16 protein-coding genes are annotated in these 14212 nt (G+C 39.2%); 1 reads left to right on the top strand and 15 read right to left on the bottom strand.

Translation table 11 applies throughout. The features are described 5' to 3' along the window. The first annotated feature begins 44 nt into the window (after positions 1-44). Positions 45-518 carry a hypothetical protein gene (locus CD33_RS14990; protein WP_036201809.1) on the top strand — a complete coding sequence of 158 codons (474 nt, stop codon included), beginning with the start codon at positions 45-47 and terminating at the stop codon, positions 516-518. Here CD33_RS14990 and recO read toward each other — a convergent pair whose 3' ends face one another. The 15 genes from recO to mtaB form a co-directional block, all read right to left on the bottom strand. Continuing rightward, positions 519-1301 (bottom strand): DNA repair protein RecO, encoded by a 783-nt coding sequence (recO, locus tag CD33_RS14985; protein WP_036202320.1) that lies wholly within the window; start codon positions 1299-1301, stop codon positions 519-521. A gap of 247 nt (positions 1302-1548) precedes the next feature. Next, positions 1549-2466, bottom strand: a complete 918-nt coding sequence (gene era, locus CD33_RS14980; RefSeq protein ID WP_036201808.1) for a GTPase Era — start codon at positions 2464-2466, stop codon at positions 1549-1551. Next, on the bottom strand, positions 2447-2866 hold the full coding sequence (locus tag CD33_RS14975; protein ID WP_176400060.1) for a cytidine deaminase: 420 nt from the start codon (positions 2864-2866) through the stop codon (positions 2447-2449). Before CD33_RS14975 ends, era begins: the two co-directional genes overlap by 20 nt. A gap of 88 nt (positions 2867-2954) precedes the next feature. Continuing rightward, positions 2955-3305, bottom strand: coding sequence for a diacylglycerol kinase family protein (locus tag CD33_RS14970; RefSeq protein WP_036201807.1), 351 nt, complete (start codon positions 3303-3305; stop codon positions 2955-2957). After that, the gene (gene ybeY / locus CD33_RS14965; RefSeq protein ID WP_036201806.1) at positions 3292-3777 is read right to left on the bottom strand and encodes an rRNA maturation RNase YbeY; all 486 of its coding nucleotides are present in this window, start codon (positions 3775-3777) and stop codon (positions 3292-3294) included. Before ybeY ends, CD33_RS14970 begins: the two co-directional genes overlap by 14 nt. 15 nt (positions 3778-3792) lie before the next feature. After that, on the bottom strand, positions 3793-5910 hold the full coding sequence (locus CD33_RS14960) for an HD family phosphohydrolase (RefSeq protein ID WP_373906706.1): 2118 nt from the start codon (positions 5908-5910) through the stop codon (positions 3793-3795). A 146-nt stretch (positions 5911-6056) separates the two neighbouring features. Further along, complete coding sequence (locus tag CD33_RS14955; protein ID WP_036201805.1) at positions 6057-7013, bottom strand: PhoH family protein; 957 nt, start codon at positions 7011-7013, stop codon at positions 6057-6059. 3 nt (positions 7014-7016) lie between these two features. Continuing rightward, the gene (locus tag CD33_RS14950; protein ID WP_036201804.1) at positions 7017-8141 is read right to left on the bottom strand and encodes a sporulation protein YqfD; all 1125 of its coding nucleotides are present in this window, start codon (positions 8139-8141) and stop codon (positions 7017-7019) included. Next, complete coding sequence (locus tag CD33_RS14945) at positions 8128-8379, bottom strand: hypothetical protein (protein ID WP_036201803.1); 252 nt, start codon at positions 8377-8379, stop codon at positions 8128-8130. The genes CD33_RS14950 and CD33_RS14945 overlap by 14 nt, the downstream gene beginning before the upstream one ends. A gap of 173 nt (positions 8380-8552) precedes the next feature. Then, positions 8553-9047, bottom strand: coding sequence for a YqfB family membrane protein (locus CD33_RS14940; RefSeq protein WP_036201802.1), 495 nt, complete (start codon positions 9045-9047; stop codon positions 8553-8555). A 38-nt stretch (positions 9048-9085) separates the two neighbouring features. Further along, positions 9086-10084, bottom strand: a complete 999-nt coding sequence (floA, locus tag CD33_RS14935; protein ID WP_036201801.1) for a flotillin-like protein FloA — start codon at positions 10082-10084, stop codon at positions 9086-9088. Between the two features lies 1 nt (position 10085). After that, positions 10086-11411 carry an NfeD family protein gene (locus CD33_RS14930; RefSeq protein ID WP_036201800.1) on the bottom strand — a complete coding sequence of 442 codons (1326 nt, stop codon included), beginning with the start codon at positions 11409-11411 and terminating at the stop codon, positions 10086-10088. Between the two features lie 309 nt (positions 11412-11720). Then, positions 11721-11894: a 30S ribosomal protein S21 gene (gene rpsU / locus CD33_RS14925; protein WP_004227078.1), complete on the bottom strand. Its 174-nt coding sequence runs from the start codon at positions 11892-11894 to the stop codon at positions 11721-11723. 110 nt (positions 11895-12004) lie between these two features. Continuing rightward, positions 12005-12673, bottom strand: a complete 669-nt coding sequence (gene deoC, locus CD33_RS14920) for a deoxyribose-phosphate aldolase (RefSeq protein ID WP_036201799.1) — start codon at positions 12671-12673, stop codon at positions 12005-12007. Positions 12674-12870: 197 nt separating this feature from the next. Next, positions 12871-14205 (bottom strand): tRNA (N(6)-L-threonylcarbamoyladenosine(37)-C(2))-methylthiotransferase MtaB, encoded by a 1335-nt coding sequence (gene mtaB / locus CD33_RS14915; protein ID WP_036201798.1) that lies wholly within the window; start codon positions 14203-14205, stop codon positions 12871-12873. Between the last annotated feature and the right edge of the window lie 7 nt (positions 14206-14212).

Here is a 14212-nt window from a genome sequence, read left to right as displayed (position 1 = left end):
TGGAACTATTTAGATTATAATGAAAATAAAAACGGGGTGGATCGATGTTCATTCACACTTTATTTAAGAAATCTAAACCGGAGCCCACTGAAACTTGCTATGCAGAGAAATTATTGGACCTCGTACTGCAACTATTGGAAAAAGAATTGCCCGAACATCTAGCACATCATCACATTTTATTTACAGCAAATTTCAAATTAGAGTCTTTAAACGATTCCCTCAACCATCATCGAAGCCAAGTAAACCACCAATTGAAGCTGGGACAATTTCACACACAAATGTACCATCAACTACAAAAACAAGTAAGCGATTTGCAAATGTTAGTAGATAGCTACATGGAGCTAAATATTAATATGAAGCAAATGAACCATCGACTTCACTTTCACTATGACCAAATCAATTATCTTCATTACAACTATATACTTTTCATGGAAGGACGATTTTCAGATTCATCCTCCCATTTATTTTGGCAAACATTAAGAGAAGATGTGTTGGTCATCATCCGAAAAGTTTTATAGTTACTTATCCGTCGAATCCTCGCTAGTTGTCCGTCTTGTCAGTAATGGGGTTCTCTCCAACTGTTCAATAAACGAACGTGACTTTAAACGTATGCCTGTTTGCTCTTCGTATATCGTCGTGACAATTTTTTTTATAAACTGTTTCGTTTCCTTTTTTAAGTCCAATTTTCCAATTTGATCAATTGGGATATTGTAGAACATCCGAATTAGCTTTAATTGTGTAGGAGATAACCGGATAATATAAGGATCTTGATGAAAACAACGGTGGCATAAAAACCCTCCCTGTGAAAAGGAGAATGCAAACTCCCCATCAAAGGATCCGCATGAAGCACAGGAATTTAAGATTGGCTGAACCCCTGTATATGGAAGCATCTTCCAATCAACAAATAAACTGATTGCTTCCGGGTCATGCTCTTCTTCGATCGCTTTGAGAGCTTGCAGCAGCACTTCAAAAGCGAAAGGTTCCGGTCCCTCATCTACCAGTCTATCAACAAGTTCAACAATATAACTTGCATATGCCGTTGCGACAATATCGGTTTGGACATGGCGCATCGCATCCAAATGCTCACCCTGTTGGAGCGTACCCATGCCAGTTGTTCTTTGAACCATATACATTCCATGCATAAAGGTTTGCGTAACACCTGCAAGACGGCTCGTCGGCTTTTTAGCCCCCCTTGCCATCACGGTTACTTTTCCCGCTTCTCTCGTCATCAATGTAACGATTTTGTTTGACTCACCGTAAGCACGCGACTTTAAAACAATGCCTTCCCATTTATTTAACATTTGGCACTGCACTTCCTTCACATTTTCTTTAATTTCATTATACATTACCCTTTTACTCTTTACGCTATTGGTTGTGTTGGCTTTTTTATCCTCATACCGAACGTGTTTCTTTGTAGATAGACTTCTATCAAAGAAGGTGATTACACTCCTTAAGCCCCTTTTGCAGCCTTCCAGATGCTTCAAGGACCATAACATAAAACATTCAAAAAAGACAAACTGCTTTTTGCAGCTTGTCTTAATAATAAACTTAATATTCATCTTCACGGTAGCCAAAATCTCTTAAATGAGCGGATTTATTTCGCCAATCCTTTTGGACTTTAACCCAAAGTTCCAAGAAAACTTTCGATCCAAGAAGCATTTCAATATCCTTGCGCGCTTCTGTTCCCACTTCTTTCAATAGAGCACCGCGTTTACCGATTACAATTCCTTTTTGTGAATCTCGTTCTACCATTATTGTGGCTTGTACTCGAATCATATTATCATTTTCATCATCACGTTTGATTTTGTCTATGACGACCGCAATTGAATGAGGTATTTCTTCCCTTGTTAAATGAAGAACTTTCTCCCGGATCATTTCTGATATGATAAACCGTTCAGGATGATCTGTCACCTGGTCTGCAGGATAATACTGTGGACCTTCAGGTAGATACTCGTCAATCGTTTGAAGTAATTGGTCGATGTTATTTCCTTGCAAGGCAGAAATCGGGACAATCTCGGCAAATGGGAATTTCCCTTTGTATGTTTCAATCGTTTGCACTAATTCATCCGGGTGTATTTGGTCGATTTTATTTACAACTAAAAATACTGGCGTTTTGGTCCCTTCCAGTAGCTCTAGTATAAATTCATCGCCTTTACCTATTCCCTGTTCCGCATTCACCATAAACATAATGATATCCACTTCACGCAACGTATTTTTGGATACTTTAATCATGAATTCGCCTAATTTATGCTTAGGCTTATGAATGCCTGGTGTGTCGATGAAGACCATTTGAGAGGCTTCGCGCGTTAACACACCCTGTATTTTGTTTCGTGTGGTTTGAGGCTTATCCGACATAATGGCAATTTTTTGGCCGATGACACGGTTTAAAAAAGTCGACTTCCCTACATTAGGTCGTCCAATAATCGAGATAAATCCTGATTTGAAACTATTGTTTTTTTCCTGCATTCTCTAGATCCTCCGGTGTAAAGGCGCCGGGCAATAGCTCGGCAACTGTCGTTTGTAGTAAATCTCCATTAAGGTTTGTTAAGTAGACTGGCATGTTCGGAGCACAGAACTCCGATATCACTTGCCTGCAAGCCCCACATGGTGAACATGGCCCATCTGTATCCGCAACTACTGCGATGGCTTTGAATTTTTTGTGCCCTTCAGAAACCGCCTTGAAAATAGCTGTTCTTTCCGCACAGTTCGTTAGACCAAAGCTGGAATTTTCAATGTTGCAGCCGTGGAAGACCTTGCCATCTTCAGTAAGCAAAGCTGCACCTACTTGAAATTTGGAATATGGTACATAAGCTGTTTCTCTTGCGATTTTTGATTGTTCGATTAAATCGTTCATATTCATTGTCATGATATCCCCGCTCCTCATATACACCTAATAAACTCGCGCCATCCCTGGGGTGCGATGAATGAAATATTAAGTTAGGTGTGCTTCTAAATTAAAACCATTTTGGTAGAAAAATAAGTAATCCGATTATAACACTTGCCAGCGCAAAAACAAGTACCGCACCTGCTGCAACATCCTTTGCTTGTTTGGCTAGTGGGTGTATATCAGGGGAAGCCAAGTTTACAACACTCTCAATAGCCGTATTTATCATTTCCGCTCCGATTACGAGCGTAATGACTAGTATAATGATCATCCATTCAATATTCGTTAAACCAGTAAAAACTCCCGCAATGATGACAATGAGTGCGCTAATCATATGGATGCGCATATTTTGTTCATTGAATGCCGTCCATATGCCATAAAAAGCATACCCAAATGATTTGAGTAGTTTATGGGCGTCCATCTGAATCACGACCTAGACCAAAAGAGGATAGAATTTCATCTTGTTTGCCAAACATGATTTTTTCATCATCTTCTGTCATATGATCGAATCCTAGCAAGTGTAAAAAACCGTGAACGGCTAGAAAGCCCAATTCTCTCTCGAATGAGTGTCCGAATTCTGCAGCTTGCTCCTTTGTGCGATCGGTAGAAATAATAATATCTCCCAAGATTCGCGGTATTCCTTCACCAACTATTTCAACCTCACCTTCCCCCATTTCTTCAAGGGCAAATGATATAACATCGGTAGGTTGGTCTTTATCACGGTAATCCCGGTTGATTTCATGGATTTTTTCGTTCGTTACAAAGGTAATGGATACTTCGCTTCCATCCTCGATTGCTAGGTGGTTGGCAGCATGTTGCAATAATTTTTCGACCAGCTCTATATGCTGATCGTTAACTTCATTTGTTTCATCCAAAAAATCGATATTTAACATTGGTGCCTCCTCTATTCAGCCTTCTTTTGGGTATTCAATTCTTGAATGGAAAATACCGTTTAACGTCTCGCACAAAACCTTTTCGATTGTTTTCAACTCCTTGATGGACACATCACATTCATCAAACTGATGTTCCTGCACACGGCCTTGCACAATGGAATGTACAAGTTGCTGAATCTTCTCCGAATTCGGTTGTTTCATGGAACGTACCGCCGCCTCTACACTATCAGCGATACTGATCACAGCAGCCTCTTTTGTTTGTGGTTTAGGACCCGGATAACTAAATACCCTTTCATCCACTTCTTTACCTTCTTCTTTAGCCTTATGGTAAAAGTATTTCAAAGTGCTTGTACCGTGATGCTGCAAGGCAATATCCACAATTTCCTTAGGCATTTTATGCTTTTCCAACAACTTTGCACCATCTGTAGTATGCGCAATAATGATTTCAGCACTTCTCTCAGGCGGTAGATGGTCGTGCGGATTAATGCCCGACATCTGGTTTTCTATGAAAAAGGCAGGTCTCTGTGTTTTTCCTATATCATGGTAATAGCAGCCAACCCTCGCAAGCAATCCATCTGCACCGATTGCTTCACAAGCGGCTTCTGCCAGATTCGCCACCATCACACTATGATGGTAAGTCCCCGGTGTCTCCGTTAGCAACTTTTTCAGTAATGGGTGATTTGGATTTGATAATTCGATCAATCTCATTGTGGACAATAATCCAAATGCTGATTCAAAAAATGGTAGTAACCCCATCGTTAAGGCACCCGACAAAATTCCAGATGCAATCCCTGCAATTGTATAAAATGCTAATTCAAAAAGATCATAATTAGACTGTGACATCAGTAGATAAAAAGCGATAAATAGTAAATTGAAAATGGAAACAATGCCACAAGCCTTCAGCAGATGCGATCTTTTTTCCATACTTCTCATAAAGTAGATACTTGAAAGGCCGCCAAAAATTATATATAGTACAATATCCATTTGCAAGACGGCAGAATAGCCTTCATGGAAAATGACCCCTCCTGAAGCTGCAGTTAGAACCGTAACAAGTACTGCGGCTTTTTCATTAGCCAACAGCCTTACAAGCATTGTGGCGAGTGCAGTAGGATATAAAAAGGCGATGGTTGCATCAAATTGGTCTGAAAGCAAGCTTATAACCTTCATCAGTATGATTGCAAAAGAATAAACGATTGCGGTTACAAATAAAGCCTTTCTCTTATTCTGAAGCTCCATTTCGGAAAAATTGAATAGAATATACATAAAGGCCACTTGCAAAATAACCAGAATGGCTAGGCCAAGTACAGGTTTTGTCGAAGTTTGATTGTTTAGCAAACCAAGAAGCTCCAATTGTCTATATACTTCTCGATCAATCAATTCTCCCTCTTGCACAATGATTTGGCCTTGTAAAATCCGAGTTGGCTCAACTTCTTCCCTAGCTTTTAAAATCAACTCTTCTGTGCGGACTTCATCCAATACCTCTGTTTCCATTATGGCAGCTCGGCCGATTATAATAATTGAACTCAGAATACCCTCATCTATGGAGTTTTGCTGACGAATTTTAGTTTCAATTTCATTGCGCTTCAAGGCCACACTCTCTGTGCGTATCGGTTCCTCGAGCATTGTTTTTATTTCTTTTACAAGAAACGTTTCCGCTGTTTTCAAACTAGGTTCAGTTGTTTCTAGCAACGATTGTAATTGACTGTTTGTAAAGGTCAATTGCGATTGGCTTTCCGTAATATCCTTTAATTTTTCGCGCAGCTGGGAGATTTTATTTTCAATAGGTACCTCTTCTTCTTTCAAGCTTATTTCTTCCCGTACATCATGAATGATATCAAAGATTGAAGTGACTAAGGAAGAACGGTGCTCCGCGGTTTCCTCATTAAACAAATAAACATGTTCGACGGCATCTTCCGCTTGGTCTCGCTCTTGTTCCGTTTTCACAGTATCTTCAATTGTTTTTACAGAACGGATTGTTTCTGGAGCGAGCTGGAAAGCTTGAATATCATATGTAGTACTTCGTATGTTGCCAAGCATTAAAAAGAATTGCAGAAATCCAGTAATTAATAAAACAACTATTAATAAAGTCCGAAAACTAATCATGTTAAGTAATTTATTAAAGTGCTTTTCCACTTGCGCACCCCCAAATGTCTATATGTACTAGTTTACCAATTTATGAAAATTATTTCATGAAATCCTGCCAAAAAATAAAAAATGTGTACGATAAACGTACACATTTTAAACAATTACATACTCTGTATACATATTTAAGCGTATACTTATAGTTCTTGGTCTGTATAGGATTGAATGATTTTAGCCACAAGAGGGTGACGAACAACGTCCCCTGCCTCGAGAATCTGGAAATGAATATCTTTTAAATATTTCAGGCTACGCTCAGCGATGATTAAACCGGATTCCGTATTTTTCGGCAAGTCGATCTGTGTTTTGTCGCCCGTTATGACCATTTTGGAGCCAAATCCTAAACGGGTTAAAAACATCTTCATTTGCATATGCGTCGTATTTTGGGCTTCATCCAAAATGACGAAAGCATCATCCAATGTCCGGCCACGCATGTAAGCAAGAGGCGCAATTTCAATTGTCCCTCGTTCAATGAGCCTTTGTGTTTGTTCCTGCCCATAGATATCATGCAGGGCGTCATAAAGCGGTCTTAAATACGGATCTACCTTTTCCTTTAAATCGCCTGGCAAAAACCCTAAAGATTCCCCAGCTTCTACGGCCGGTCTTGTTAAAATGATTCGCTTTACATGTCCATTTTTCAAAGCTTGTGTAGCCATGACTACCGCAATATACGTTTTTCCTGTTCCAGCTGGCCCGATTCCGAATACGAGATCTTGATGGCGAATCGCTCGTATGTACTCCCGCTGTCCAATTGTTTTAGCCCGAATCGGTTTCCCTTTATAATTTCTTGCAATTTCTTCTTCATATAACTCAGCAAAATATTCAATTGTCCCTTTATTCACCATTTCGATTGCTGTAGCCACATCACGCAGATCTATATTAACGCCTTTTCGGATGACTTTTAAAAGAGCATGCAATAAATCTTTGGCATGTTGTTTTTGTGGTTCGCTTCCCGCAATTTGAATCACTTCACCACGCGTGATAATTTGAACATGAAATGTTTCTTCAATCAGTTTTAAATTAGCATCACTCATTCCAAGTAGCATGACTGCTTCATTTGGATTTTCAACTTGTAATTCAGATAATTGTTCTGCCATAAATCAATCTCCTTGGTCAATTGGGTAGTTTTTTGCAATATTTTCATTTACCAAAAATAGGACTTTCCCCTTCACTTTATCATCATCGAATGAAACGTGCAAAATGTTTTCCTTTTTTATAATAGTTTTCGGAGGTAAAGATTTTAAGATTTTTTCGTGCAATAGAGGCAAGATAAACGACTCGATTTGTTCTTCTGAGATCTCTTCCGTAACAGTGATGTACTTTTGAGTCTTTTTGATTTCCACAAATCTTGAAAGCCATCCCGGTAAATCGACTTTTTGAAACGATTTTCCTTGCTCCTTTTCATCATTTATTTTGAAATCGAAAGTCCACTCCTTGTTACTAGCCGAAACTAATTGGATTTGCTTTGGAATAGAAAATTCAGTTTCGAGCCAATAGTCGGCGTACACTTCTCCAGAGGCACCTACGACGACAGATTTGTCACCAACCGTAATGACTCCTGATACAAGTGTATCCCCTTTATATACTGTTGTATTCGGTAAAACACGACGTTCGCCGCTAGAAATTTCAAAATGTGTGATGACCCCACTTTTTGTAGCAATTAGATGATTCTTTGCATCCGTCGTATTATCCTTATTATCAGTGATTGGGGCAAGCTGAGGGACAATTGTCATGCTGCTTCCCGTTTTTAATATGTGTACCCAAGATAAATCTCTTAACTCCTCCATAATCGTTTGTCTTATCTCGAAATCGGATTTCACACGTCCTTTCATTTTCGGTTTATCTAAGGATAGTTTATCCTTAATCACTTTTTCGACCGCAACCCGCAACTCAGGCGTTTCCGCTTCCACATTTACATCCCAAACAAATTGTGAGGCGATGATAGGGATTATGATGAGCAGGAACAATCCAAAAACTGTCCAGCTATTTTTTTGAAAAATCCGGGATACTTGCATGTATTCAATTTTAACTTTGACACGATATTTTTTTCGAATCTCCCGAACGATTTTGACATCTTTCCTGACCATTTCGAAACGTATTTCATTCTCCAAGTGTTGGAGTTTTTTAATCTTTACACCTTTTGAATGAAGGTTCTGTATAAAGGCATGGGCTCCATTCGAACGACTTATGCGTATTTCAACAGGGCGATTATCAAATTTTTCCATAATCGTTCACCTGTCTTTTCATCTCAATTGACAACAAATTTTCAACATGTATTATAAATTCTACCTCTTTCAATACATCAATATGTACACGATTTGCTTTAATTAAAATTGAAAAATCTTCATATATAAAAGAACAATGTTGTTCAGAAGCTTCTAAAAATTTGTAGGAACCAATCAATCGCAATTGATTATTATTTACTATTTCTATTAATGGGTCTGTTTGGAATAGTTTTTTCAATTAAAAATGCCCCCCTTTCGCAAAAGTATATGCTTTAGAAAAGGGGGGCATGTATAAAATTCAATGCAGTTTTTTCAAATCTAGTTAGAGGAGTCAATATTTTCAAATTGTTTAGCATTCAATAAATAACCGGAAGGAGCTAACTTCCATCTAACATCGAACGCCTCTCCGCACTACTTCCGTTTCGCTTTGGGCGGGCCCAAAATTTCTGTTGTAATAATTGCATGCACCAATTCGTTTCTAGTAGTCGGTACAAAAGCGCCTATTTCATTTTGTTTCATCGTTTCCGATGTCGAGGACTTTGCTGAGATTGTTGAACCGCGAGCTGAAGAACGATTACTATCCAAGCCAGGCCTGATTTTAGGTGCAATCTGCTGGGTAACAGCTTTTTCACTAATTGATTGATCGCCCTCTTCGGTCGCCTTTTGATTTTCTATGGCCCGTCTCGACGTATTCGGCTCTGTTTTTTCACTTAACTGCTGAAATACTTCATTCGCGAAGTCCTCCAGCGATTTTCGTTTCTCAGGCTGCCTTGGCGCGTCATGATCATGTTTTGTCGGCTGATTATTGAAAGGTGGCATTGGCCCCTGATTTTGTTGTTTCTTTTTTGCTCCATTAAGGATAGAACTTACGATGAACAAAACCACCATTATAATAATGCCTTCCATCCGGCTTCACACTCCCTTCATAAGGTGTGTATTTGCAATTATTTTTGATTTGGATCTGGTTTATCCGTTGTGACTTTGGCGATGGAATCTCTCATCGATGTATCAGCCTGGATATTTTTATAATTCATATAATCCATGATGCCGAAGTTTCCGGTGCGCAAAGCCTCTGCCATCGCCAATGGAACTTCTGCCTCGGCTTCGACCACCTTTGCTTTCATTTCCTGAACTTTGGCAACCATTTCTTGTTCATTGGCAACGGCCATTGCACGGCGTTCTTCCGCCTTCGCTTGTGCGATGTTTTTATCTGCTTGTGCCTGTTCGATTTGTAGCTCTGCACCGATGTTTTTGCCAACATCAACATCCGCTATATCAATCGACAGAATCTCGAAAGCAGTACCCGAGTCCAACCCTTTCGAAAGGACTGTTTGAGAAATTAGATCAGGGTTTTCCAATACTTTGGAATGGCTCTCAGATGAACCGATCGTAGAAACAATCCCTTCACCTACACGGGCTATAATCGTATCTTCCCCGGCACCACCAACTAAACGGTCCAAGTTGGCACGCACTGTAATTCTTGCTTTAGCTTTGACCTCAATACCATTGATCGCCACACCGGCAATAAATGGTGTTTCGATAACTTTCGGATTGACGGACATTTGTACAGCCTCCAGGACATCTCGTCCCGCCAGATCAATCGCTGCTGCACGTTCAAAGGATAACTCAATATTCGCACGTTGGGCTGCAATCAATGCATTCACAACACGGTCTACATTACCACCGGCTAAGTAGTGTGATTCCAACTGATTGATTGTTACGTCTAGTCCTGCTTTATGGGCCTTAATTAACGGGTTTACAATTCTCGCGGGAATAACCCTACGTAATCTCATCCCTACCAATGTAAAAATACTAACACGGACACCCGCTGCAATCGCACTAATCCATAGTGCAACCGGAACAATTGTCAGAATGACGGACAACACAATAATAATTAGAACAATTGTTACGATCAAGCTTATAGCTGCTGCATCAAAAAACATTTTAGTCCACTCCTTTTTTCGTTTCTCTCACAATAATCCGTGAGCCTTCTACTTGAATTACTTCCACTTTTCGGTTCGCTTCGACATAGCTTCCTTCCGAAACTGCATCAATTCTTTCATTACCTACAATTATTGTTCCCGCTGGGCGAAGTGGCGTAATCGTATCGCCTATTTTTCCTAGCAAATCAATACGATTCACATTCGAAACATATCCCTCCTCAGTTGTCGTAGCATCTCTTAAAATCAACTTATTAAAGAAATGAAGATTTTTTCCAAAGAATTTCATCACGATCACCATTCCTATTATTCCAATAAACACAGCAATTAAAATGGAATATGCCATATGAACCACACTTTCCCCGGCGAATAATATACTGATTACCATAAGTGCTCCACCAATAACACCAACTATTCCTCCCGGCACAAACAATTCTGCAACAAGTAATGCCAAACCAATGACAAATAACAAAACTGATTCATAACCCGCTAAGCCAGCCACTGTATGGCCAAAGAAAAATAGTCCGAATGAGGATAAACCAATAAGTCCCGGGAATCCAAAGCCAGGGGAAAACAATTCCAAAACTAACCCGAGACAGCCAATTGACAATAATAGCGTCACAACAATCGGATTTGTAATAAACCTTGCTAGTTTTTCGGCAAATGTTGGTTCAACCGAAACAACTTCACTACCTGTTAAATCTAACTTTTCAAGCAGTTCATCTAGATTAGATACAGTACCTTTTGAATATTTTACTTCCAATGCTTCTGCGGCGGATAATGTTAACAATTTACCCTCAGTCGCACGGTATTTTGGCACCTCAACTGTTTTATCCGCCATGGCTTGGGCATATATTGGATCTTTTCCTTTCGATTCTGCGGCTGCTACCATTTCACCAATCCAGGAGCTATTTCTTTTTTCGTCAGCGGCATTGCCTGCACTATCAATAATCGCCGCTGCACCGATAGTAGCAGTCGGAACCATGTATATCTCATCAGCATGCAAAGCCAGATAGGCTCCTGCTGATAGCGCTTTCGAATTAATAAACGCAACAACTTTGACAGGGGAATTTTCTATTATTTTTGCGATTTCATATGCCGATGTAACATACCCACCAGGTGTATGTATTTCTAATATGATTCTTTCTGCTTTTTGTTCTTCCGCCTCTGTAAATGCTCTTTCTAAAAAAGCCTTTAAACCATCCTCTACCTCATTTTCAAGTGGGACGTGATAGACTTTTCCACTCGCAACGACTGAAAGGCTCGGAAGTAGTAGTGAAAAGGAAATCATGCACAAAAGAATCCAACTAAAAGTCCTCGTTTTTGTCATCTCTATCCTCCTTTTGGCGCTCATTGACTAAAGGTGCAACAAAAAATAGGTAGTTCTATTTATTCTACGGGTGAACGAAAAGAAAGTTTCAAAAAACTTATTATTTTACTTATAATTTATTTTGCACAAAAAAATGGTTAACTAAAAATTCTATTAATAAAATATATATTAATGTCCATAATATTTTTATCCTATTTATATAAATGCAAAATACCCTAGTATTTGTCGGAGCAAATACTAGGGTATATCAGTTTTCACCTTGATGAATCATAAAATTGCGTGTTATGAACGTAGGGATTTGTTAGGAAATTACCACTTACGTTTACGTGCAGCTTCTGATTTCTTTTTACGTTTTACGCTTGGTTTTTCGTAAAATTCGCGTTTTCTAACTTCTTGAATAGTACCACTTTTAGATACAGTACGTTTGAAGCGGCGAAGAGCATCTTCAAGCGATTCGTTTTTTCTAACGACAGTTTTTGACATCTCTCTTTCCCTCCCTCCGAACACACGTCAATACACAATCAACATATGTTAGTTGTGTACTAAAGAATTATATCGTATTGTTTAAATACAGTCAATAGCAATATTAAAAATTAATAATTGGAATCCGAAATTAAGCCATTCATAATTGCTACACCGGAACTTGCCCCAATTCGAGTCGCACCGGCTTCAATCATTTTTTGCATATCCTCAAGACTTCTTACACCACCGGAAGCTTTCACGCCGATTTTTGGTCCAACCGTTTTTCTCATTAGTGCCACATCTTCCGCTGTCGCCCCGCCTGTTGAAAATCCTGTTGAAGTTTTGACGAAATCAGCACCAGCCTCTACAGATAACTCACATGCTTTAACTTTTTCTTCGTCCGTCAATAGAGAAGTTTCGATAATCACTTTTACTAATGTCCCATTTGCAGCAGCAACAACTGCCTTTATATCCTCTAGAACAAGTTCATAATTACCATCTTTCAATGCTCCAATGTTGATTACCATATCAATTTCCCCAGCACCATTATCGATTGCATTCTTAGTTTCGAATGCTTTCACCTCGGGAGTAGTTGCCCCTAAAGGGAATCCAATCACTGTACAAACTTTAACTTTTGAACCTGCCAATAATTCACTTGATTTTTCAACCCATGTTGGATTGACACATACTGAAGCGAATTCATATTTAAGCGCTTCTTCACAGATTTTTTCGATTTGATCTTTTGTTGTTTCTGCCTTAAGTAAAGTATGATCGATCATTGCAGCGTAATTTTGAGTCATGGAAATTACTCCTTTTTTATGTTGTACGTACCTCTCCCATAATACCACTAAAGTAAATTATTGTGAAATGACAGAAAATTTCAAACCAATACTGTTTATTATTTTTTCATGAGTTGTATTTTTTGTCCATTTTTAAGGAAATGAATTTTAAAAAATAATACGGCAAATCCATTAAGGATTTGCCGCTTTAATTTTTATTATTGAACTTGTTCCTCTAGGACACGAACAAATTGACCTTCACAATATGGGTAACCTGCTTTTTGCACTTTTACTTTTACAAGTTTTCCAATCATCTCTTCATTTCCTTCAAATACTACACGCAGATAATTGTCAGTGTATCCGACAATTAAATTATCTTGATTGGCCTCTTTGTAGTGTTCTTCCGGAATTACTTCCAGCACTTCCCCTTCAAAACGGGAAGCATATTCTTTTGCCAATTGATTGTTAAGTGCCAGCAATCGATGTACACGTTCGTTTTTCACATCTTCATCAACCTGCTCTTCCATTCTTGCCGCAGGTGTACCAGTACGTTTAGAGAATGGGAAGACATGTAGTTCTGCAAACTTATATTTTGCTATAAAGTTGAATGTCTCCATAAACTCTTCTTCTGTTTCACCAGGGAAACCAACAATTACGTCGGAAGTAATAGCTAAATCAGGCAGTGCTTCATTTAGGCGTTCCAGTCGCTCTGCAAAGAACTCCATTGTATACTTTCGTCTCATCCGTTTCAAAACGGTATCAGATCCGGATTGAATCGGAATGTGCAGATGACGTACAACAATATTGGAATTTTTAAGAACTTCGATTACTTCATCAGTTAGTTGCGAAGCTTCAATCGAAGAAATACGCAACCGTTTTAAGCCTTTTACATTCGCTTCTATGTCGCGAAGCAACTGCGCCAAGTTGTAATCTTTAAAATCTTGTCCATATCCTCCTGTATGGATACCCGTCAGGACGATTTCCAAATAACCTGCATCCACCAGCTGCTGCGCTTGACGAATTACTTCCTGAGGATCTCTGGAACGCATTAGTCCCCGAGCCCAAGGGATAATACAGAAAGTGCAGAAGTTGTTGCATCCCTCTTGGATTTTTAAGGATGCACGAGTACGGTCTGTAAAATAAGGAACATCTAATTCTTCGTAAACACGGTTTTTCATGATATTCCCTACCGCATTGATCGGTTGGCGTTCTATTTTATACTGCTCAATGTAACCGAGCATTTTTTGACGATCTTGTGTCCCTACAACGATATCCACACCTGGAATGGCCATAATTTCTGCAGGCGATGTCTGGGCGTAACATCCCGTTACACAAATAACCGCATCTGGATTTTGACGGACTGCACGCCGAATTACTTGACGGGATTTTTTATCGCCCGTATTCGTAACCGTACAAGTATTTATTACATAAACGTCTGCCTGTTGTTCAAATTCAGTACGCTCATATCCTTGTTCTTTAAAAAGCTGCCATATACTTTCCGTTTCATAATGGTTTACTTTACAGCCTAAAGTATGAAAAGCCACTGTTGACACTGGCTAA

The organism is Ureibacillus sinduriensis BLB-1 = JCM 15800 (genome assembly GCF_000772955.1).
GTDB lineage: Bacteria > Bacillota > Bacilli > Bacillales_A > Planococcaceae > Ureibacillus > Ureibacillus sinduriensis.
Note: the sequence above shows the minus strand (reverse complement) of the source record. Positions and strands in the feature narration are given on the sequence as shown.